A 21,285-nucleotide genomic window follows, 5' to 3' on the forward strand; every position below is an offset into this window, starting at 1 on the left:
ATGTCAAGCCGAATGGCAAGATTCTCGAAATCCCCGGCGTGTCGCCCCGGTGCAGGTCGCTCTCCGGTGCACGACACAATGGCAACCATGCGGATCACGATCGTCAGCGGCGCCGACGGCGCCCCCTTCCTCCACGACCTCGCGGCCCGGCTCGCTCCCGAGGACGTGCTGACGGTCATCGCCCCGACCGTCCGCGACCACTGGTCCGCCTGGCTCAAGGCGTCCCCCGACCTCGACGCCCTGCTGCTCGTGCCGGGCACCCCCACGACGTACGCCGTGGCCGACCAGCTGCGCACGATCGAGTACTCCCCCGAGTGGCAGCGCACCAGCGACCAGGACGTGGCCACCCGGCTCGTGCGCACCGAGCTGATCGGCACCGGGTTCTCCCTCACCGAGGCGACGCTCGCCGCGGCGACCCGCAGCGGTCTGCCGTACGCCCTGCTGCCGGCCTGCGAGCAGCGTGCCGAGCTGCACGTCGTGGTCGGTGGCGACGAGCCGCGCGCGATCCACGTCGAGGAGTACCTCGCCGACCCCGGCGCGCACTCCCCCACCGAGACCGTCCTCGTCGCCGAGTCCCTGTCCGTGTCGCCGACCGTCGTCACGGCGTTGCAGCAGACCGACGTCCTCGTCCTCGCACCCTCGAGCCGCACCCTGGCGATCGATCCCGTGCTGCGCGTCCCCGGGTTCCTCGACCTCGTCACCGACGACCTGCCGGTGATCGTCGTGGACCACGAGGACTCGGCACCCGCGGACCTGGTCCGCGTCGCCGGCCTGCGCGAGGCGGACCCGGGCGACACGCACGCGGCGCCCGCCGACCCCGCCGCCGTCCTCGACCTCGCCCGGAAGCTGGTCGTCGCATGAGGACGCTCGACCAGCTGCTGCGGACCAGCGCGGACCCGTCGCAGCCGCTGCTGACCTACTACGACATGTCCACGGGCGAGCGCGTCGAGCTCAGCACGATCACCACGGCGAACTGGGTGGCCAAGACCAGCAACTTCCTGGTCGACGAGCTCGAGGTCGAGCCCGGTGCCCGCATCCGCATCGGGCTTCCCAGCCACTGGCTGACCGCGGTGTGGATCCTCTCCGCCTGGAACGTCGGGGCGGCGGTCGTCGACTCCGGCGCCGACATCGGCCTCAGCGGGCCCGAGCTGCTCGCGGACGAGCCGGTGCGCGTCGCCGCGTCCCTGCGTCCCCTCGGGGGCCGCTTCGCATCGCCGCCGGAAGGCTTCCTCGACCTCGGCGCGGAGGTGCCGGGCCACGGCGACCGCTTCGTCGCCCTCGATCCCCCGCAGCCCTCGACGCTCGCGCTCGACCTCGACGGCGTCGAGCGCACCCACGCGGACCTGCTCACCCAGGTCTCACCGGACGACACGCGCAGGGTCGTGGCGCCCGGCTCGCTCGTGCGTGACGCCGAGCTGCTGGTCGCGGCCTGCCTCGGCGGCGGCTCGCTCGTCGTCGTGGCGTCCGCCACGCCCGAGCAGATCTCCCGCGTGGCGGCCCAAGAGGGCGGCCGGGCGGACTAGGCGAATCCACTACACTCGACGAGGCCGCGGCACCTGCCTGCCCGCCGGTCTCACCGCCTGAACAGTAGGGACACCCACGAATGACAACCGCCGAGGACGCGGCGCGCGCAGGCCTGATCAAGGTCGGCGGACGCCCTCCGCTCATGACCTACGTCGCCGAGGTGTGGCGGCGCCGGCAGTTCGTCTACTCGATGGCCCGGTTCAAGATCGAGTCCGAGAACCAGCAGAACTCCCTCGGGATGTTCTGGGTCGTCCTCAAGCCGCTGCTGAACGCCCTGGTCTACGGGGCCGTCTTCGGCTTCCTGATCGGCGACGAGGGACGCCCTGAGCACTTCGTCGAGTTCCTCATCATCGGCGTCTTCGTCTTCGAGTTCTTCGCCCAGTCGTGGACGAGCGGCGGCAAGGCGATCACCAGCAACGCCGCCCTGCTGCAGAGCCTGGCGTTCCCCCGCATGGCGCTGCCGCTCGCCGCGGTGACGCAGCGATTCCTGCAGTTCCTGCCCACCGTCGCGATCATGATGGTGTTCCTGGTGATCAGCGGCGGGCTGGGTTCCGTCGAGGTGCAGTGGCTCCTGATCGTCCCGCTCTTCGCGCTGTACTTCCTGTTCAACTGCGGGCTGGCCCTGGTCACGGCGCGGCTGTCGGTGCACTGGCGCGACCTCAACAACTTCCTGCCGTTCCTGACCCGGTTCTTCTTCTACACGACCGGCATCTTCTTCAGCATCGAGAAGCGGTTCGCCGAGCACCCGACGCTGGTGAAGATCACCGACGCCCAACCCGTCCACGAGTTCCTGAGCATCGCGCGCGGCATCCTGCTGCAGGGCCCCGACTACCACGTCGACAACCGCTACTGGCTGTTCGCCACGGCCTGGTCGCTCGGCCTGTTCGCGTTCGGGGTCTGGTTCTTCTGGCGCGCCGAGGAGAGGTACGGCCGTGTCGACTGAGCCCACCCCCATGACGTCCCCCTCCCCCGACGCGCGTCGGCCGGTCGTCATCGTCGACGACGTCCACGTCGAGTACAAGGTCTTCGCGACCGGCAAGCGTCCGACGGCGGCCGATCGCCGCTCGCTGAACCTGCGTGGGCGTGGCAAGCAGATGCGGACCGTGCACGCGCTGAAGGGCGTGTCGTTCACCGCGTACGAGAACGACAGCATCGGCGTCATCGGCACGAACGGCTCCGGCAAGTCCACGCTGATGCGGGCCATCGTCGGCCTCACCAGCACGAGCCGCGGCGCGATCTACGCGCAGTCGCGCCCGAGCCTCCTCGGCGTCGGCGCGGCGCTGATGAAGGACCTGTCGGGCGACCGGAACATCATCCTCGGCGGGCTGGCCATGGGCTTCACGATGGAGGAGATCGAGGAGAACTACGACGACATCGTGTCGTTCGCGGGCCTCGAGAAGTTCATCGACCTGCCCATGCGCGCCTACTCCTCGGGCATGACCGCCCGCCTGAAGTTCGCGATCGCCAGCGTCAAGACCCACGAGATCCTCATCGTGGACGAGGCCCTCGCGGTCGGCGACCGGACGTTCCGCCAGCGCAGCGAGGCGCGCATCCGCGAGATCCGCGACAACGCCGGAACGGTGTTCCTCGTCAGCCACTCGATGAAGTCCATCAAGGACACCTGCAGCCGGGTCATCTGGCTCGACCAGGGCACGCTCGTCATGGACGGCGACCCGGACGAGGTCATCGCGGCCTACAACAAGGCCCAGGACAAGTAACCGCGCGGCTCAGCAGTCCGCGTCGAGGTCGTCGGAGTTGTTGGCCTTGCGGGCGTTCGGCTGCTTCGGGGCGGTACCGGTGGGCTTGCGGACACCCTCGGACGTGTCGATGGCCATCTGGATCGCGGCGTGGATCGCGTCGTAGTCCGGCGTCACGGTGTTGAACTCGGGCGGGACGACAGACACCGTGCGGATCTTGGAGCCCCGTGACTTCAGGGCGAGGTCGGCGAACTGGCCGAGCTCCTTGCGCGGGATGTTGGTGCTCAGCAGCTCCTTGCCCGACTGCGCGATCTTGGTCGCATTCGTCAGGACCTTGGTCGGGCTCAGCTGGTCGGCCATCGCCGCCATGAGGCACTTCTGCCGTCCCATGCGCGTGTAGTCGTCGGACTGGACGCGGCTGCGGGCGTACCAGAGCGCCTCCTGGCCGTCGAGCGTGCGCCGTCCGGCCGGGATGTACGTCTGCTTGTACGCGTCGTCGTGGCCGAACATCGCGATCGGCGACTCCACGTCCATCTCGACGCCACCGACGGCGTCGACGAGGCCCTTGAACCCGTTGAGGTTGACCATCACGAAGTAGTTGACCTTGAGGTCGGTCGCACCCTCGATGGCGTCGATCGTGGCGTCCAGGCCCGGGTCGTCACTGTCCGGGTACAGGTCCGGGCGGTTCTGCGCCTCGGTGTGCACCGCGTTCAGCAGGCACTCGGACCCGCAGTTGTACCCGTACGGGTAGAGCTGCCGCATCGGGCTGCCCTTGGAGAACGGGACGTTCTGCAGGTTGCGCGGCAGCGAGACGAGGACGACCTTGCCGCTGTCCGCGTCGACGCTGGCGACGGTGAGCGAGTCCGGGCGGACCCCCTCGCGGTCCCCGCGGGCGTCCGAGCCGACGAGCAGGATGTTGTAGCGCCCCTTGAGCGGCGTCGACGTCGGGACGTCGTCCGGGAACACCGTCGTGACCGTCTCGCGCGACACCTTGATGACCTGCGACGCGTACGCCGTGGACCCGGCGACGCCGCCGATGATCGCCACGTTGATCACGGTGATCAGGGCGGCCCGGGCGAAGTTGAGGCTGTACGGCGAGGCGAGGCGCCACGCGTCCACGAACAGCGCAGCCCACAGCACCGCGACCACCACCAGGCCCACCCGCGCGGTCAGCAGGATGTCGGGATCGGTGAACCAGTCGAGCACCTGGGCGCGGTCGGTGCGGTACGTCACGAGCAACCAGACGCCACCGCAGACAGCAGCCACCCATGCCGTCACCGCGACCCAGCCGACGATCTTCTTGCCGATCGCGAGGTGCCCCGAACCCGGGAGGACGACCGTCATCAGGCAGAGCAGCAGGGCGCGCCGGAACCGGACGCGCGGCGAGTCCAGGTGCTGGTCCTGGTAGCCGCGGCCCAGGAGACTCGCGCGATGCGACATGTTCCCTCACGGTGGTGCGGCCGACGAGACTCCATTATGGAGGACACCGGTGTCCAAGGCGACAGATTGCTGCGATTCCGCTGGGGCTGGTGTGACGTCAGCAGGCGGCGCCGAGATCGCTGCTCTGGTTGGCCTTGGTCGGGTCCTTCTTCTTGGCGCCCGCCTTCGGCAGCGTCAGCTTCGCGGTGGAGATGCCGGCCTCGGCCGTGGCGCGTCCCTCAGCCTTCGCGATCGCCTTGTCGATCAGGCGGCGGACCTTCGGGTAGTCGGGGTTGCCGGTGTAGATGACCGGCGGCACCAAGGAGACCGTGGAGACCTTCTGCGTCTTGGCCTTGAGCGCGAGGTCGGCGAACACGTCGAGGTCCTGGCGCGGGATGCTGGTGGTGAGCATCGACTTGCTCGACTTGGCGATCTTCTCGACGTTGAACAGCACCTTCTTGGGGCTGAGCTGCTGCAGCATCGCGTTCATGACGCACTTCTGGCGACCCATGCGGGAGAAGTCGCTGTTCAGCACGCGGCTGCGCGAGTACCACAACGCCTGGTCGCCGGTCAGCTTCTGCTCGCCGGGCTCGATGTATCCGCGGATCGGGGAGCCGATCCCGCCGATCGCGGTGCGCTCGCGCACGTTCATCCGTACGCCGCCGACCGCGTCGATCAGCTTGGAGAAGCCGTGCATGTTGACCATCGCGTAGTAGTTGAGCTTCAGGCCGGTGATCTCCTCGACCGCCCCCATCGTGGCGTCGAGCCCGGGATCCTTGGTGCCGAACAGGTCCGCGTGGTCGTTGGCCCAGGTGTTGACCGCGTTGAGGTAGTTGCCCTCACCGCTGAAGCCGTCGGGGAACTGCTTGTCCATGACCGATCCGGCCGGGAACGGCACGTCCTCGAGGTTGCGGGGCAGGCCGATCAGCACTGTGCGACCAGTGTCCTTGTCGATCGAGGCGACGGTCAGCGAGTCGGGGCGGACGCCGCTGCGGTCCGGTCCGGAGTCGCCGCCCAGCAGGAGCACGTTGTAGCGGCCGGCCTCCGGCTTGGAGACCGTGCCGGACGCGAATACCGTGCCGATCGAGGCGTTGGCGGTGCTGACGAGGTGGGCGGCGAAGAACATCACGCCGGCGGTGACGAAGCACAGGACACTGTTCAGGCCGGTCATCCAGAGGCGATGGTTGCGCCTCATCTCCAGGGGGCGCCCGAGACGCCACGCGTCGACCATCAGGGCGACCCAGGCGACCGCTCCGGCCACGAGGATCCAGCGGCCGATCGTCAGCGGGGCGGACGAGTCGAGCGTGAGCGACAGCAGGGTCTGCCGTGAGAACAGGGCGAGGAACAGCACGACCGCGCCGACAGCGAGGAACGCCAGCCACACGCGCACGCAGATGCGCCCGACGCGCTTGTTGCCCATCACGAGCTGGGCGGATCCGGGCATGACGAGAGTCATGGCCGCGAGAGTCAGTGCGCGGCGGAACTGGATGCGGGCCGAGGCGTCTGCCGGATGGGCGTACGACCCACCCAGCACACTCGAGCGAACGTCAGACATGGTGCCCTCACGTTGGGGAAGAGGCTGAGGCGCTCTCAGTATCCATTCAAAGTCTCAATCCGGGGTTGAGGGCGCGCCGGGACACGCCGACTGTTTTCGACTCGGCCCACGCGGCGGGTCCCGGGACGGCGGGCAGCGGTCCGGTACGGTCGTCCCCATGTCTGACGACCGCCCCCAGGGCAACTACGGGTGGCTGTACGGGGATGATGACGAGCCGACCCGGGCCGCGCCACGGGCCGAAGGTCCTCCCCCTCCCCCGCGTGGTGACCTCCCGCCGCCGAACCTGCCGCCCCCGGGCCGACGGAACGCGGGCGCCACCCCGCCCGAGCAGCCGCGCAAGAAGCGCCTGACCTGGCGCCGGATCGTGCTGCTGCTCGTGGTCGCGTGGATCGTGTTCCTGGTCGCCGTCCCGTTCTGGGCGTGGGGCAAGATCGCCAAGGTCGACGCGTCGCCGGCCAGCGGACGTCCCGACGACCAGCCCGGCACGACGTACCTCCTGGTGGGCTCGGACAGCCGCCGCGGCCTGACCAAGGAGGAGCAGAAGAAGCTCTCCACCGGCGGCGACGGCGGCGGACGCGGGCGCACCGACACGATCATGCTGCTGCACACCGGCAGCGGGCCCAGCGTCCTGCTGTCGATCCCGCGCGACTCCCTCGTGGACATCCCCGGCTACGGCCGCAACAAGATCAACGCCGCGTACGCCTACGGCGGCCCCAAGCTGCTGGTCCGCACAATCGAGGGCAACACGGGCATCAAGGTCGACGACTACGTCGAGGTCGGCTTCGGCGGACTGGTCAAGGTCGTGGACTCCCTCGGCGGCATCGAGATCTGCCCCAAGCAGAGGTTGAAGGACAAGGACTCGGGCCTGGACGTCAAGAAGGGCTGCCAGACCGCCGACGGGGCGACCGCGCTCGCGTACTCCCGCAACCGCCACTCCTACGCGACCCAGGACATCCAGCGCGTGCAGAGCCAGCGCGAGGTGCTCGGCTCGATCGCGTCCGAGGCCAAGTCGCCGTGGACCATCCTCAACCCGTTCCGCTACGTCAGCGTCGCGAAGGGCGCCTCGGGATCGCTCACCATCGGCGACGACGTCGGGCCGATCGCCCTGGGCAAGTTCGCCCTGGCACTGTCCGCCGCGATGGGCGGCAAGGGCCTCAACTGCACGGTGCCGCTGCAGGACTTCGCGGTCAACTGGGACGCGACCCGCGCACCCCAGATGTTCGACTACATCAAGCAGGACAAGACCGACAGCATCGGCTCGTTGTGCACCAAGGACGGGCTGCCGAAACGCTAGCCAGGACTCGATAGGTTGGCCCCATGACTTCTGCGGACCTCGCCGGCGCCCACGCCTACGGCATCGCGACCCTGACGGACGACGGCACGGTGCTCGACGTCTGGTACCCCGAGCCCCGTCTCGGCCCGGCGCCGGACGGCGAGTCGGAGCCGGTCGAGCTGAGCGCCATGTCGGGCGACGACGAGGTGCGCGGCGTCCACCAGGCCGTGGTCCTCGTCGAGATCGACGACCTGCAGGCCGCTCCCACCGACGCGTACGACGTGTGGCTCCGCCTGCACCTGCTGTCGCACCGGCTCGTCAAGCCGCACGGGCTCAGCCTCGACGGCCAGTTCGGCCTGCTCGCGAACGTCGTCTGGACCTCGATCGGCCCGTGTGCCGTGAGCGGCTTCGAGACCACCCGCGCCCGCGCCCGCGCGGCGGGCCTGCACGTCCAGGTCACCAGCGTCGACAAGTTCCCCCGCATGACCGACTACGTCGTCCCGACGGGCGTCCGCATCGGCGACGCCGACCGCGTACGCCTCGGCGCCCACCTCGCCGAGGGGACGACCGTCATGCACGAGGGCTTCGTGAACTTCAACGCCGGCACGCTCGGCACCGCGATGGTCGAGGGCCGCATCTCGGCGGGCGTCACCGTGGGCGACGGCTCCGACATCGGCGGCGGGGCATCGATCATGGGCACCCTGTCCGGTGGCGGCAAGGAGGTCATCACCGTCGGCCGGAACAGCCTGATCGGCGCGAACGCCGGCATCGGCATCTCGCTGGGTGACGACTGCGTCGTGGCCGCTGGGACGTACGTGACCGCCGGTTCGAAGGTGCGCATGTCCGACGGCAAGGTCGTCAAGGCGGCCGAGCTGTCCGGCCAGGACGGCATCCTGTTCCTCACGAACAGCGAGACGGGCGCGATCGAGGCGCGTCCCCGTGGCGCTCGCACCGGCATCGAGCTCAACGCCGACCTGCACGCCAACTAGCAGCCGCCGGTGAGATTCCGCTGGTTCGTCGTCCTCGGTCTGGTCGCGTCCGTGGTGCTGGTCGGCTCGACCCTGCGTGACCGCACCCCTCTCCGGGCGGAGTACTGCGTCGCGGAGGTCAACGGCGTCCGGGCCCAGGTCGACCTCGAGCAGGGCCGTTGGTCGGCCCTGATGGCCGCGATCGCGCAGCGCCGCGGCCTGCCGCCCCGGGCGACGACGATCGCGATCGCGACCGCGTTCCAGGAGTCCAAGATCCACAACATCGACTACGGCGACCGCGACTCCGTCGGCCTGTTCCAGCAGCGTCCGTCGCAGGGCTGGGGGTCCGTCGCGGAGATCATGGACCCCCACTACTCCACGGGCGCCTTCTACGACGCGCTGGAGAAGGTCCACGACTACGGCTCGATGAAGATCAACGACGCCGCCCAGCTCGTCCAGCGGTCCGGTCACCCCGGCGCCTACGCGCAGCACGAGGACTACGCCCGGGCCCTGGCCTCGGCCCTGCGCGGCTACAGCCCCGGACGCTTCACCTGCCAGATCAACCCCGGGGGCAGCGGGAGCACGACGAAGGTCGTCCAGGACGTCGCGCGCGCGTTCGGTGCCATCGCGGTCGAGAAGGACGGCGACGACGCCCGCTACCCCCTCATCGGAGCCACGGCCGACGTCACGGCACGAGGCTGGGCCATCGCCCACTACCTGGTCGGCAACGCCTCGGAGCTGGGCATCAGCCAGGTCTCCTTCCGCCAGCGCACGTGGAAGGCCACGTCGTCCGATCGCGGCTGGGTCAAGGACACCGACGCCCCCGCAAGGACCGTGCTCGTCTCCACCAACTGAGCGCACCTCCGACCGGCCTGTGGACGGTGAGCGTCATGTCTCGTTCATCGTCCGGCAGGCAGGTCGACCGGGTAGGCGGCTCCGAAGTCGGCCGATGCCGAGACGCCGTGCCAAGCAGTCGCCTCGGCGATCTGAGCGGCGGAGTGGTCGACGGCCATCGTCACTGCCCCGGAACCCAGGAGCAGGTGGGTGGGGACCTGATCGCTGTGGGCGATCCGCACCAGTATCTCCCCAGCGCGGGCGGGGTCCCCGGCTGCAGGAGCGCTGCGCAGGCGATCGGCGAGGCGTCCGACCGTCTCCTCATATTCCTCGGGGATCCGCGGGACGTCCATCGAGCTCCCCGCCCAGTCGGTCGCGAACCCGCCCGGTTCGACGACGAGGTAGCGGATGCCGAACGGAGCGGCCTCGGCAGCGAGCACCCGGGTGAAGCCGTCCACGGCGAACTTGGCGGCCTGGTAGGACCCGAGCCCGGGTGTGCCCCCGACACGGCCTCCCACGGAGGAGAACTGAACGACGAGACCGCCACCTTGCTCCTTGAGGAGCGGGAGCGCGGCGGTCGAGACGTTGTAGACCCCCCAGAAGTTCGTCTCGAACTGTCGCCGGAAGTCCTCCTCGGCTGTGGACTCGACGGGGGCGAGGTTGGCGTAACCGGCGTTGTTGACGACCACGTCCACCCGGCCGAACCTCTCCTTCGCCGCCGTCAGCGCCGCATCCGCCTGGGCCCGGTCGGTGACGTCGAGCGCGACCGTCATTGCCCGGTCGCCGTACCGTTCGACGAGGTCGGCGAGCTGCTCGGGACGACGGGCGCTGGCGACGACCTGGTCCCCCGCCTCCAGTGCTGCGCTGGCGAGCGAGCGGCCGAATCCACGAGACGCGCCCGTGATGAACCATGTTGTGAGTGTCATGAAAGTTAGTACAACACTGGTGCGCTAATAACGCAACCCTGATGCCTTATGCTCGGGTCATGCAGGAGAAGTCATCATTCGAACGGGCGCGCAGTCCGCAGGCGAAGAGGATGCGCGAGCAGGCGATCCTGGATGCCGCGGTCCGGCTGTCCACCGAGCGCGGCGTCCGTGCCGTGACACTGACCGATATCGCCGCCGACGTCGGTCTGCACAAGTCCGCGATGCTGCGCTACTTCGAGACCCGCGAGGAGATCTTCTTGAGACTGGCGGCCGCGGGCTGGCAGGCCTGGTCCGCGGCGGTGCGGGCCGAGCTGGACGACCTCGGCGAGGACGCCCCCCTGCCCGAACGCGCCCATCGAGTCGCGGCGATACTCGCCGGCTCGCTGGCGAGCCGACCGCTGTTCTGCGACCTGCTCGCCCACACGCCGCTCAACCTCGAACGCAATGTCTCACTGGCCACGGTGCGAGCGTTCAAGGTCAGCGCCCTCGCCGAGGCCAATGCCATCGCGACCTCCCTGCGCCGCGCGTTGCCTCTCGACGACGCCGAAGCCCGGGACGTGGTCGCGACCGCCACAGGAATGGCCGGGGCACTGTGGCAGATGGCAGCCCCGGGAACACAGCTACGCAATCTGTACGAGACCGACCCGCAGCTCAGCCACGCAGTCGTCGAGGTCGGACCCCGCCTGACGGCCATCCTCGCCAGGCTGCTCTCCGGCAGCCTCATGAGCTGACGCGCACGTACACAGGCGTCAGGATCACCGCCAGCACTGCGGGAAGGGTCCCACGGGCAGGGGTTGGTCGAGAGACAGACGTCAGAAGGTAAGTCATGCGCTGGGGTCCTGTTTCTCAGATGCTCGGCGTTCGCGTCGCAGCCGTTCTCGTCGCACCCGAGCCCCCCACAGACCACCGGCGGCGGCGCAGCCGCCCGAGATCATGCCGATGACCAGAGAAGACCAGTCCATTACTCACACCCCCGATACCCCTCCGAGGGTATGGCAGCGCAGATACTCAGCACGTCGATCGCCTGATCAACGAGCCGGTCTTCAGGCGGTGATGCCCAGGTGGATCTTGACCACGACGTGGTGCCGACCCGGATGCGGATCGCATCGCCCGGCCCGGCCGCGTCTGCATCACCTAGTGACGTCTGCGAGACAGCCGATACCAGAAGAACGAGGACACCAGGAAGGACACAGACAACAGGCTGACCAAGAAGAAGACCACCGCGTCGATCCACGAATCCCGCCACCGGGGTGACGAAAGAACACCCATGAGCCCCAGCACGACGCCGTAAAGCGCTCCGACTCGGACGTAGTACCCGTACGGCTGCCCCGTCTTCAGTCCGGAGCGGTGCCGCCGCGGCTCCGGTCCCATTCCCTCGACATTCATCCGCACCTCCGTGGGCGGCTGCTGGGTTCCGCAGAGGATCGCCGCCCCCGCGTGTAGATCGCCGACGATATCGCGCCGCCCTCCAAGATTCGTCGTCACTTGGCCGGCCAACCACGCATTGCGGCGCGGCAGCACAGATGGTTCGTGCTGCGCGCCTTGGCATCGGATCGATCCGTGGGTGACGTCGGGTCGGGCAGTCGCGGTGCGTCTCAGCGATGCGCCACGGTTCTGGACTGTCTCAGCCTCAAGAGCCGCGCTTCTGCACGTTCCGCCAAGACATCAGTCCCGCAATCAGGAGAACGGTGACCACGAGCATGGTCACCGCGAAAACGACGTTCATCGCGGTGGCACCCCCTCCGACAGCGGTAACGATGAAGCCAAGGACAACTCCAGCGAGAGCGGCCCCGCAGCCAATTACGAATAGACGCCTAGCAGAACTCACGTGGCCGCTCCTGTCTCATGGACCTCGAAGTACCGATGGTCGCTCCGATGAACTCACACCGCTGGTCCTGTGACGACCGATCCGAGCTCGTGCAAGGGTGAGACTAATTCCTCCGTTTGCGCGGCGTCAGAACTTCGCCGTACATGCGGTGCGCCGACCTACGGCGTGTGACCGGGTCAACACTCGCATCACGACTGCACCTCCTCGGGTTCGGCGGCTCTCGGCCCCGAGCCGCGCAGGCATCGGACGTGCTGATCAGGCGGTGAGGCGAGTGACCGCGGCGGCGATGCGTTCGTCGGTCGCCGTGAACGCCACGCGTACGTGGTTCGCTCCGGCGGCACCATAGAACTCTCCCGGCGCGGCGAGGATGCCTCGCTCGGACAGCCAGTCGATCGTGTCGCGGCACGGCTCACCACGGGTGGCCCAGAGGTACAGCGCGCCGTCGGAGTGCTCGATCGTGAAACCGGCCGACTCCAGTGCCGCCCGCAGGGCGGTCCGCCGCGCGGCGTACACGACCCGCTGCTCCTCGACGTGCGTGTCGTCGGCCAGGGCCGCGGTCATCGCGGCCTGCACCGGCGTGGGCAGCATGAAGCCCAGGTGCTTGCGGACCGCCAGCAGCTCGGACACGACGGCCTGGTCACCGACCACGAACGCGTCCCGGTAGCCGGCCAGGTTCGATCGCTTCGACAGCGAGTGGACGGCCAGCAGGCCGTCGAACGAGCCGCCGCAGATGTCGGGGTGCAGCACCGACATCGGGCTCCCGTCCCACGCGAACTCCAGGTAGCACTCGTCGGACACCAGCAGGGCACCACGCTCGCGGGCGAACTCCACGACCTTGCGGAGGTGATCGGGGCCCAGGATCCGCCCGTGCGGATTCGCCGGGGAGTTCAGGTAGATCAGCGCCGGCCGGCGGGGGCCGATCGCGACGGTGGAGTCGGCAGCCAGCACCTCGCAACCGGCGAAGCGCGCCCCCACCTCGTACGTCGGGTAGGCGAGCTCGGGGATGACGATGAGATCGCCAGCGCCGAGACCGAGCTGGACCGGCAGGTTGGCGATGAGCTCCTTGGAGCCGATCGTCGGCAGCACCTGCGCCGGGCTCAGGCCGGTGACGCCGAAGCGTCGCTCGATCCAGTCGACCGCGGCCTGGCGCAGCGACTCGGGACCGAACACCGTCGGGTACCCGGGGGCGTCCGCCGCGTCGACCAGCGCCTCGCGGGCGACCGCGGGCGTGGGGTCGACAGGCGTACCGATCGACAGGTCGACGATGCCGTCAGGGTGTGCGGCAGCGCGAGCCTTCGCACCGGCGAGGGTGTCCCACGGGAACTCGGGGAACCGCTCCGAGACGGAGGGCATCGCGAGCTACTCCTGGTTCTGCGGAGGCAGCGCGGCGATCATGGAGTGATCCTTGTCGATCACGCCCATCTTCGCTGCACCACCCGGGGAGCCCAGGTCGTCGAAGAAGTCGACGTTCGCGGTGTAGTAGTCCTTCCACTCCGGCGGCGTGTCGTCCTCGTAGAAGATCGCCTCGACGGGGCAGACCGGCTCGCACGCGCCACAGTCCACGCACTCGTCCGGGTGGATGTAGAGCATGCGCTTGCCCTCGTAGATGCAGTCCACAGGACACTCGTCCACACACGCGCGGTCCTTGATGTCCACACACGGCTGGGCGATCACGTACGTCACGGGCAGTTCTCCTTCGGCGAGCTGACTCCAGTATCCCGCCGGCCCGGAGAGCCCCTCTAGTAAGGCTCACCTGAGACGACGTGGAAGTCTTGCCCCATGACTCTAGACGCTGCGCTGATCGGACGACGCATCGTCGTGCGTCATGAGACTGGAGGCGTCGGTCTCACCGGTGGTCCGGAGATGAACGACGTCATCGGTCACGTGACCGCGGTCGACGGCACGTCGGTCACGCTCGAGCTGCGCGACGGGCGCGCGGCGGACGTCGCGCTGTCGACGATCGTCACCTGGAAGACGGTGCCGGAGCGCCCGCTGCGACGGCGCCGCGCCGCCTCCGTCGACGCCGAGGAGCTCACCCGGATCACCTCCCGCGGCTGGCCCGCGATCGAGTCGGTGCCGCTCGGCGACTGGGAGCTGCGGGCGTCGGGCAACTTCACCGGACGGGCGAACTCCGTCGCGGTGACCGGCTCCCCGAGGGTCCCGTTCGACGAGGCTCTCGACCGGGTGCAGGAGTTCTACGCCGCGCGCTCGATGCCCGCGCAGGCCCAGGTCGTCGTCGGCTCGTCCCACGAACGGACGTTCGTCGACGCCGGCTGGATCCGGAAGGCGGGCTACTTCGGCGGGGCCGTCGTGCAGGTCGCAGATCTCGAGCCGGCGTACGAGGCCGATCCCGAGGCGCGGGTGACGGGCCGGGCCGACGACGAGTGGCTCGCGCACTACGGGCGCGTCGACGACCCCGCTCACGCCCGAGCCGTGATGGAGGGCCCTGCCCAGGTCGGTTTCGTGTCGATCGGCAGCCCGGTGGTCGCGATCGGCCGGGTCGTGGTCACCGGCCAGTGGGCCGGACTGGCAGCGGTCGAGGTGGTCCCGGCGGCGCGTCGCCGGGGGCTGGCCCGCCGCGTCGTCGAGACGTCGCTCGCGTGGGCCGTCGAGCACGGCGCCGACAAGGCGTACCTGCAGACCATGCGCAGCAACACCGCGGCCATCGCGCTCTACGCGCCGTACGGCTTCGTCGACCACCACGACTACGTCTACCTCGAGCCCGCTGGCTGAGCGGCGTCAGTCGCCCTTCGGCTTCTTGCCGCAGACGACCCGGTCGGCGGCCTGGTAGTTCGCCGTGTCGGTCTCGGTCTTGACCTTCTTGCCGTCCCGGAAGAACGTCCGGTAGATGTCGATGTCGAACCCCTCGACAGGACCCTGCGGCACGCACCGGTTGGTGTCGTCGTACTGGGTGCCGGGGGTGCGGCCGTTGCGGCGCTCGGACCTGCCCGCCTCGATCTTGTCCCAGACCTTCGTGCTCCAGAGCTCGACGTGCATCCTGCCGGGCGAGGACGGGGTGCTCTTCTTGACGTACGAGCGCACGAGCACGCCGTACTTCGTCGGGTTCTTCCAGCGCAGGTCGAGGCTGCCGAAGTACACCGTCGCCTCGCGCCCGACCGGGTAGCGGTCGATGTAGAACGCGTGCGGGTGGTGCTCGACGTCGTCCATGCCACCGAAGAAACCGGCGTTGTACATCGTCGTCGCGACCTGTGACACGCCTCCGCCGAGCTCCTCGCGGAACACGCCACCGTTGATGACCGTGCCGTTGACGAAGCCGTTGGCCTCGGTGCGCTCCCCGACGACGTCGTTGAAGCTGAACGTCTCGCCGGGCTTGATGAGCGTGCCGTCCATGAGCTCGGCGGCGCGCCCCTGGTTGGTGTTGCGGTACTCGGCGTACGGGAAGGAGGTCTCGAACTCGCTGATCTTCTCGGTGATCTTGAGCGCCTTGGCGTCCTTGGTCGTGAACAACGGCTTGACGACCTTCGCCTCGACCTCGAGGGTCCGCTCGTCGCCGGTCCGGCTCAGAACTGGGACGAGCTTCGTCGCCATCTCCTTGGGCTGCAGGCCGAGGCCCTCCTTGCCGGGCACCACGACGGGCTTGCCGTTCTGGATCCTCACCGTGGCGTCCACGGCCTTCTTGCCGATGCCGGTCGTGGAATCAGTGAGCGGGCCCGCGAGCTTCTTGGCGTCCAGGCGGGGCGTGAGCCGACCGTTCTCGACGCGGATGACGAGGGCCGGGGCGTACGCCGAGACCGGCAGCTCGACGTCCTTGTCGCCGACCGAGAGGGTCACCGGTCCGCTGACCGCGGTCTTGGCGGTCGTGTCCATGGCGTCGGCGAGGGCGTCCTCATCGACCGACGGCTCCACCTCGACGGTCGGCACGGTGATCGGCTTGTCGCTGACCAGGTACGTGCTGCGGATCGCGTCGGCGGTGTCGGACTTCGACACGACGAGGCCCGGCTTGGGCTTGCGGGCGACCGGCTTGCCGTCGGGGAAGGTGATCTGCGCCTCGACCACGTCCTTGTCGACCGACTCGCTGATCGTGCCGATCGTGCTCTGCAGCAGCGCGTCGTCCACGTCCAGGACCGGATCGGTCTCGTGGTCGCCGGCGAACAGGGCGATCATGTCGCGCGGGTCCCAGCTGCGTCGTCCGCCGGCCGCCTCGACCGTTCCGTCCACGTCGAGCGCCAGTCCGGCGTCCTTCGGCGCGATCTGGAAGTCCTTCTTGCCGTGCGTCAGCTCGATCGGACGGTCCGCACGCTGCGACAGCTCGCGGTCGACGAGCGTCCGAGCCGCCGACGGGGACTTGCCCCCGACGTCGACGCCGCCGATCATCGCGTTCGCGGGCATCCGGCTGCCGGTCAGGAAGTACCCGGCGACGTAGAGGGCACCGGCCAGCACGATCACCAGCAGCAGCGTGTTGCGGAACCAGTGGCGCTTGCGCTTCTTCACCGGCCCCGCGGGCGGCTCCTCGTCCTGCCGGGGCTCGTCGACCTCGTCGGGGAACGCCGAGGCCGGGACGACGACGTCCGCCGGGTGGTGGGCCGGGCGAAGGTCGTGCTCGTCCTCGGGGTCGTCGCTCACCGCGTGCGCCGGAGCTGCTGCGACGGGTTCGTCGTCCGCGCTCTCCTCGTCGTCCGCGTCGTCCTCGTCGGGACTGACGGGGTCGTCGTCGCCCAGGACGTCCTCGACCTCGTCGTCGGTGAACGCATCGTCCGGCTCGGGATCCTCGTCGTCGTCCGCGTCCTGCGGGGCGGCGGGCTCGTCGTCGTGCAGGTCGAGGTCGAGCTCGTCGTCCTCGACGACCAGACCGGCCTCGGGCGCCGTGCGTGACTCGTCGGCGTCCGTGCGCGACTCGTCAGCGTCCGTGCGCGACTCGTCGGCGTCCGTGCGCGACTCGTCGGCGTCCGTGCGCGACTCGTCGGCGTCGTTGGGATCGGGCTGGTCGGTCGTCATGCGTCTCCCCCGTACACGGTCTTCTCCGACTCCGGCAGCCTGACGATCGTCCCGTAGTGCGAACGGTAGTAGAGCAGCGGATCGTCGAGGTCCTCCCGTACGCCGGCGCCCACGACGGCGCCGATGATGACGGTGTGGTCACCGCCGTCGGTCACCGTCTCGGTGCGGCACTCCAGCCAGGCCAGCGACTGCTCGAGCAGGACGACGCCGGAGTCCCCGCGGCGGTGCGGGACGTGGTCGAACTGGGTCTCCAGCGGGCGGCCCCGGTGCGCGAACCAGGCGGACGCCTCGGTGCCCTCCTCCGCGAGGATCGAGACACCCCAGATGCCGCTGGTGAGGACCGCGTCGTGGAAGCGGCTGTTCTTGTGCGAGCACACCAGCACCAGCGGCGGGTCGAGCGAGACCGAGCTGAACGCGCTGGCGGTCATCGCGTGGTCGACCCCGTCGAGGGTCGTCGTCACGACCGTGACACCGCTGGCGAATCGGCCGAGAGCCCCACGGAACGCGCTCGGATCGACCGTCACCGTCATGGCACCACCCTAGGAGGTTTGAGGACTGCCAGGACGACGACCCCCAGGGACGAGACGGTGAATCCCCAGCCGAGCCAGTCCGCCGCGACGAGGTAGCTGCCGCCGGGCGACCACTGCAACGACAGGAGCCCGACCGCCCAGCCCAGCGCGAACCATGCCGCGCCTCGCCGCTCCAGCACGCCGGCCGCGACCGCGGTGACGTACGTGACCGCTGCGGCGAGCGCGGCCCCCCACGGCCACTCGACCCCACCGACGACCCCCACGTGACGATGCACGATCGCACCGACCACGCACACGTACAGCCCCAGGGCGACCAGGGCGGCGCGACGCACGGTGTCCTACAGACCGGCGAAGAGGTCTTGCTCGAACCCGCTCTCGCCCACGGGGCCGCGGGTGCCCTTGACCAGGCGGTAGAACTCGGTGCCCCACACCACGGCCGCGACGTCGATGCCGCCGGCGAAGAAGGCCCCGTCCTCGGTGATCTGCGTCTTGTGCGCCTTCATGGCGGCGAGCTTGGCCGGCACGTGCTCCGGGCCGACCACCATGGCGTCGAGGTACTCGTCCTCGACCGCGAACGGCGGCAGCTGATCGGGGTCCATGCCCTCGAAGGTCGTGGTGTCGCCGGACTCGCGCAGCGCCCGGAGGTCCTCGCGGAACCGCGACGCCGACATCGCCGCCCAGTAGAGCTTCGGGATGTCCCACGCCTCGCCCAGCTCGGGCTTGAACGACCGCGCCGCGGCGAGATCTGTCGCGTAGTGCGCGACGCGGTGGGCCTGGACGTGGTCGGGGTGCCCGTAGTTGCCGAACTCGTCGTACGTCACCAGGACCTGGGGCCGCACCTCGCGGATGATCTCCACCAGCAGCGACGCCGCCTCGAGCAGGTCCGCGTTCCAGAAGGCGTTGTCGTGGATCTCGTCGGCCGCGGTCGCGTTGCCGTTCTCGTCCCACTTCATGCCCGAGTCGCGGAACCGTCCGGCACCGCCGAGGAACCGGTGGTCGCTGACGCCGAGCGCGGCCATCGCGGCGGCCAGCTCACCCTCGCGGTGCTGTCCCAGCGTGTCGTCACGATCTGCGGCCAGGTGCTCCAGCTCCGGGACGAGGACCTCGCCCATCTCCCCCAGCGTGCAGGTGACGAGCGTGACGTGGGCGCCCTCCTGGACGTACTTGGCCATCGTGAGGCCGTTGTTGATCGACTCGTCGTCCGGGTGGGCGTGCACGAGCAGGATCCGGCGATCGGGGAGGGTCATGGCCCAAGGCTACTGAGTGGCCGTCGGGCGCGTGCGGCGCAGCGGACTGGGTACGTCATCTCCTGGACGCGACGCGACTCACCCGACGACACTCCCGAGGAGGCCGGCACATGGCCAAAGACGACGACTGGACCGGCAGCATGTGGAAGCCCTGGCTCAACCCACCGCAGAAGCATGAGCTGGGGGCCAGGCGTGGTCTGTGGGGCCCCACGATGCTCGTGCTGCTCGGCGTGGTCATCGCCGTGGTCGTGGTCCTGTTGCTAGTCGACCGCGGCACGCTCGACCGCGGGTGGGCGTACGCGGTGCTGCCGGTCGCGATCATCGCCGCCGCCCTGACCCGTGTGCTGACGATCTTCAAGGCCAAGGCCGAGGACACCCCGTCGGACGACCGCGACCACTGACCGCCGAGCCGCCTCCCTGCACGAAGGTGGTTATGTAGGGGCATGACCGTGTCCTATCCCCGACTGGCCGCCCGTACGCTCCGCTTCACGCTGGGCATCCCGCGCAACATCACGGTGTCACCGGACGGGCGCACCGTCCGCTTCATCCGCACCCCCGACGGCGTCACACGCACCGGGCAGCTGTGGGAGCACGACGTGGAGACCGGCACGGAGTCGATCCTCGTGGACCCGGACGCCCTGCTGGGCGAGGCCGGCGAGCAGCTGTCGGCGGAGGAGCGGTCCCGTCGCGAGCGCAGCCGGGAGTCCGCCGCAGGCCTGGTCGCGTACGACGTCGACCCGACCGGTCGCTGGGCCTGCTTCACGCTGTCGGGCCAGCTGTGGGCCGTGCACCTCGGCGCGCGGGCCATCACCTCGCTGCCCAGCGTCGGCGCGGTCATCGACCCGCACCTGGACCCCACCGGCCGGCGCATCGCGTACGCCTCGGGCGGCGCCCTGCGGGTCATCGGCGTCGACGGACACGACGAGCGCGCCCTGGTGGAGCCGGAGTCGCCCACCGAGGTCTGGGGACAGGCCGAGTTCATCGCGGCGGAGGAGATGGACCGCTTCCGCGGGTTCTGGTGGGCACCGGACGGGACGTCGCTGCTGGTCGAGCGGTTCGACGACGCCCCGGTGCAGACCTGGCACATCGCGGACCCCGAGCACCCGGAGCGCGAGCCGGTGGCGCAGCGCTATCCCGCGGCCGGCACCCCCAACGCGGAGGTCACCCTCTGGCACGTCGGCCTCGACGGCAGCCGTACCGAGATCCGGTGGGACCGCGCGACGTACGAGTACCTCGGCCGGGTCAGCTGGACCGAGCACGGCGCGCCCCTGCTCCAGGTCATGAGCCGTGACCAGAAGTCCTCGCAGATCCTCACGGTCGACGTCTCCACCGGCGAGACCTCGATCGTGCGGGAGCTGCACGACACCTCGTGGGTCGAGCTCTCCTCCGCGCCGCGGCACGCCCCCGGCGGCGCCCTCGTCACGGTCGAGGACGTCGACGGCTGGCGTCGCGTCGTCGTCGACGGCTCGCCCGTCTCACCCGACGGGTGGCAGGTGCGCGGCATCGTCGACGCGTTCGCGGACTGCGTCGTGGCCACCGCCTCGCAGGACCCGACACAGGTGCAGGTCGTGCGCTTCGGCCTCGACGGCACCGCGACCCCCGTCACCGACGGTCCGGCCGTCCACGGCGCGGTCATGGGCGGCCCGACCACGGTCGTCATCAGGTCAGGACTGGACGTCGTCGGCACCACGGTCGTCGTCCACCGCGAGGACGCCGACCCCAGCGCCCTGCGGGTGGTGTCCGAGCCCGCGCCGTTCGAGCCGGTCGTGACGATGCTCGAGGCCGGGGAGCGCGGCCTGCGCACGGCGGTGCTGTTCCCGCGTGACCACCAGCCCGGCTCGACCCGTCTGCCGGTGCTGATGGACCCGTACGGCGGACCCCACGCCCAGCGGGTCGTGTCCTCGGCGCGCGCCTTCCTCGAGGCGCAGTGGCTGGCCGACCAGGGCTTCTGCGTCGTCGTGGCGGACGGACGCGGGACGCCGGGGCGTGGGTACGAGTGGGAACGTGCGGTGCTGCACGAGTTCGCGACGGTCACGCTGGACGACCAGGTCGACGCGCTGCAGGCCGTCGCGGCGGCGTACCCCGACGACGTCGATCCCTCCCGGGTCGGCATCACCGGCTGGTCGTACGGCGGATACCTCTCCGCGCTCGCGGTGCTGAAGCGTCCCGACGTGTTCCACGCGGCGGTCGCGGGTGCGCCCGTGACCGAGTGGCGGCTGTACGACACCTGCTACACCGAGCGATACCTCGGCGACCCGCGCACGCAGCCGGAGGTCTACGACCGCAACTCGCTGATCCCGCTGGCCCCCGCCCTGGAGCGCCCGCTGATGATCATCCACGGTCTCGCGGACGACAACGTCGTCGCGGCGCACACGTTGCGGCTGTCGTCCGCGCTGCTGGCAGCGGGACGCGCGCACACCGTCCTGCCACTCTCCGGGGTCACCCACATGACCCCGCAGGAGGTCGTCGCGGAGAACCTCAAGCTGCTCCAGGTCGAGTTCCTCAAGGAGCACCTCGGCGCCTGAGCC

General features: G+C 69.7%; 20 protein-coding genes. 11 read left to right on the forward strand and 9 right to left on the reverse strand.

Going from position 1 to position 21,285, the window contains the following annotated elements; translation table 11 throughout:
• Positions 1–87: 87 nt before the first annotated feature.
• From C3E78_RS12880 to C3E78_RS12895, 4 genes are all read left to right on the forward strand, one after another.
• Positions 88–861 carry a 2-phospho-L-lactate transferase CofD family protein gene (locus C3E78_RS12880; RefSeq protein ID WP_159085892.1) on the forward strand — a complete coding sequence of 258 codons (774 nt, stop codon included), beginning with the start codon at positions 88–90 and terminating at the stop codon, positions 859–861.
• Positions 858–1,523 (forward strand): TIGR03089 family protein, encoded by a 666-nt coding sequence (locus C3E78_RS12885; protein WP_108578998.1) that lies wholly within the window; start codon positions 858–860, stop codon positions 1,521–1,523. Before C3E78_RS12880 ends, C3E78_RS12885 begins: the two co-directional genes overlap by 4 nt.
• An 80-nt stretch (positions 1,524–1,603) precedes the next feature.
• Positions 1,604–2,467, forward strand: a complete 864-nt coding sequence (locus C3E78_RS12890) for an ABC transporter permease (protein ID WP_108579000.1) — start codon at positions 1,604–1,606, stop codon at positions 2,465–2,467.
• Positions 2,457–3,242 carry an ABC transporter ATP-binding protein gene (locus C3E78_RS12895; RefSeq protein ID WP_243834197.1) on the forward strand — a complete coding sequence of 262 codons (786 nt, stop codon included), beginning with the start codon at positions 2,457–2,459 and terminating at the stop codon, positions 3,240–3,242. Before C3E78_RS12890 ends, C3E78_RS12895 begins: the two co-directional genes overlap by 11 nt.
• A gap of 9 nt (positions 3,243–3,251) precedes the next feature.
• On the opposite strand, the gene C3E78_RS12900 is transcribed toward C3E78_RS12895, so the two are convergent.
• Entirely contained in the window at positions 3,252–4,661 is a 1,410-nt protein-coding gene (locus C3E78_RS12900; protein ID WP_108579004.1) for an LCP family protein, read from the reverse strand.
• 97 nt (positions 4,662–4,758) lie between these two features.
• Positions 4,759–6,195 carry an LCP family protein gene (locus C3E78_RS12905; RefSeq protein ID WP_108579006.1) on the reverse strand — a complete coding sequence of 479 codons (1,437 nt, stop codon included), beginning with the start codon at positions 6,193–6,195 and terminating at the stop codon, positions 4,759–4,761.
• Positions 6,196–6,352: 157 nt separating this feature from the next.
• On the opposite strand from C3E78_RS12905, the gene C3E78_RS12910 reads away from it, so the two are divergent.
• Genes C3E78_RS12910 through C3E78_RS12920 form a run of 3 tightly spaced genes read left to right on the forward strand, consistent with a single transcriptional unit; the run spans position 6,353 to position 9,291 of the window.
• Positions 6,353–7,489: an LCP family protein gene (locus tag C3E78_RS12910; protein WP_108579008.1), complete on the forward strand. Its 1,137-nt coding sequence runs from the start codon at positions 6,353–6,355 to the stop codon at positions 7,487–7,489.
• A 23-nt stretch (positions 7,490–7,512) separates the two neighbouring features.
• On the forward strand, positions 7,513–8,457 hold the full coding sequence (gene dapD, locus C3E78_RS12915; RefSeq protein WP_108579010.1) for a 2,3,4,5-tetrahydropyridine-2,6-dicarboxylate N-succinyltransferase: 945 nt from the start codon (positions 7,513–7,515) through the stop codon (positions 8,455–8,457).
• A 9-nt stretch (positions 8,458–8,466) separates the two neighbouring features.
• Complete coding sequence (locus C3E78_RS12920) at positions 8,467–9,291, forward strand: VldE C-terminal domain-containing protein (protein ID WP_108579012.1); 825 nt, start codon at positions 8,467–8,469, stop codon at positions 9,289–9,291.
• A gap of 44 nt (positions 9,292–9,335) precedes the next feature.
• On the opposite strand, the gene C3E78_RS12925 is transcribed toward C3E78_RS12920, so the two are convergent.
• On the reverse strand, positions 9,336–10,196 hold the full coding sequence (locus C3E78_RS12925) for an SDR family NAD(P)-dependent oxidoreductase (protein ID WP_108579014.1): 861 nt from the start codon (positions 10,194–10,196) through the stop codon (positions 9,336–9,338).
• Between the two features lie 59 nt (positions 10,197–10,255).
• On the opposite strand from C3E78_RS12925, the gene C3E78_RS12930 reads away from it, so the two are divergent.
• On the forward strand, positions 10,256–10,927 hold the full coding sequence (locus C3E78_RS12930) for a TetR/AcrR family transcriptional regulator (RefSeq protein ID WP_168217179.1): 672 nt from the start codon (positions 10,256–10,258) through the stop codon (positions 10,925–10,927).
• 1,352 nt (positions 10,928–12,279) lie between these two features.
• Here C3E78_RS12930 and dapC read toward each other — a convergent pair.
• Positions 12,280–13,377: a succinyldiaminopimelate transaminase gene (dapC, locus tag C3E78_RS12940; protein WP_108579020.1), complete on the reverse strand. Its 1,098-nt coding sequence runs from the start codon at positions 13,375–13,377 to the stop codon at positions 12,280–12,282.
• Between the two features lie 6 nt (positions 13,378–13,383).
• Positions 13,384–13,707, reverse strand: coding sequence for a ferredoxin (gene fdxA / locus C3E78_RS12945; RefSeq protein WP_108579022.1), 324 nt, complete (start codon positions 13,705–13,707; stop codon positions 13,384–13,386).
• 96 nt (positions 13,708–13,803) lie between these two features.
• Between fdxA and C3E78_RS12950 the strand changes: the two genes are divergently transcribed.
• Positions 13,804–14,757 (forward strand): GNAT family N-acetyltransferase, encoded by a 954-nt coding sequence (locus C3E78_RS12950; RefSeq protein ID WP_108579024.1) that lies wholly within the window; start codon positions 13,804–13,806, stop codon positions 14,755–14,757.
• A 6-nt stretch (positions 14,758–14,763) separates the two neighbouring features.
• Here the strand turns inward: C3E78_RS12950 and C3E78_RS12955 are convergent, their stop codons facing one another.
• Genes C3E78_RS12955 through mshB form a run of 4 tightly spaced genes read right to left on the reverse strand, consistent with a single transcriptional unit; the run spans position 14,764 to position 18,757 of the window.
• On the reverse strand, positions 14,764–16,980 hold the full coding sequence (locus C3E78_RS12955; RefSeq protein WP_108579027.1) for a VanW family protein: 2,217 nt from the start codon (positions 16,978–16,980) through the stop codon (positions 14,764–14,766).
• Positions 16,977–17,510 (reverse strand): flavin reductase family protein, encoded by a 534-nt coding sequence (locus C3E78_RS12960; RefSeq protein ID WP_108579030.1) that lies wholly within the window; start codon positions 17,508–17,510, stop codon positions 16,977–16,979. Before C3E78_RS12960 ends, C3E78_RS12955 begins: the two co-directional genes overlap by 4 nt.
• Entirely contained in the window at positions 17,507–17,842 is a 336-nt protein-coding gene (locus C3E78_RS12965; protein WP_108579033.1) for a hypothetical protein, read from the reverse strand. Before C3E78_RS12965 ends, C3E78_RS12960 begins: the two co-directional genes overlap by 4 nt.
• Before the next feature lie 6 nt (positions 17,843–17,848).
• Positions 17,849–18,757 carry an N-acetyl-1-D-myo-inositol-2-amino-2-deoxy-alpha-D-glucopyranoside deacetylase gene (gene mshB / locus C3E78_RS12970; protein WP_108579035.1) on the reverse strand — a complete coding sequence of 303 codons (909 nt, stop codon included), beginning with the start codon at positions 18,755–18,757 and terminating at the stop codon, positions 17,849–17,851.
• 110 nt (positions 18,758–18,867) lie between these two features.
• Between mshB and C3E78_RS12975 the strand changes: the two genes are divergently transcribed.
• Together C3E78_RS12975 and C3E78_RS12980 are read left to right on the forward strand one after the other, a co-directional pair.
• Positions 18,868–19,158: a hypothetical protein gene (locus C3E78_RS12975; protein WP_108579037.1), complete on the forward strand. Its 291-nt coding sequence runs from the start codon at positions 18,868–18,870 to the stop codon at positions 19,156–19,158.
• Positions 19,159–19,200: 42 nt separating this feature from the next.
• Complete coding sequence (locus C3E78_RS12980; RefSeq protein WP_108579040.1) at positions 19,201–21,282, forward strand: S9 family peptidase; 2,082 nt, start codon at positions 19,201–19,203, stop codon at positions 21,280–21,282.
• Positions 21,283–21,285: the final 3 nt, after the last annotated feature.

The sequence above is a fragment of the Aeromicrobium chenweiae genome, assembly GCF_003065605.1.
Taxonomy (GTDB): Bacteria; Actinomycetota; Actinomycetes; order Propionibacteriales; family Nocardioidaceae; genus Aeromicrobium; species Aeromicrobium chenweiae.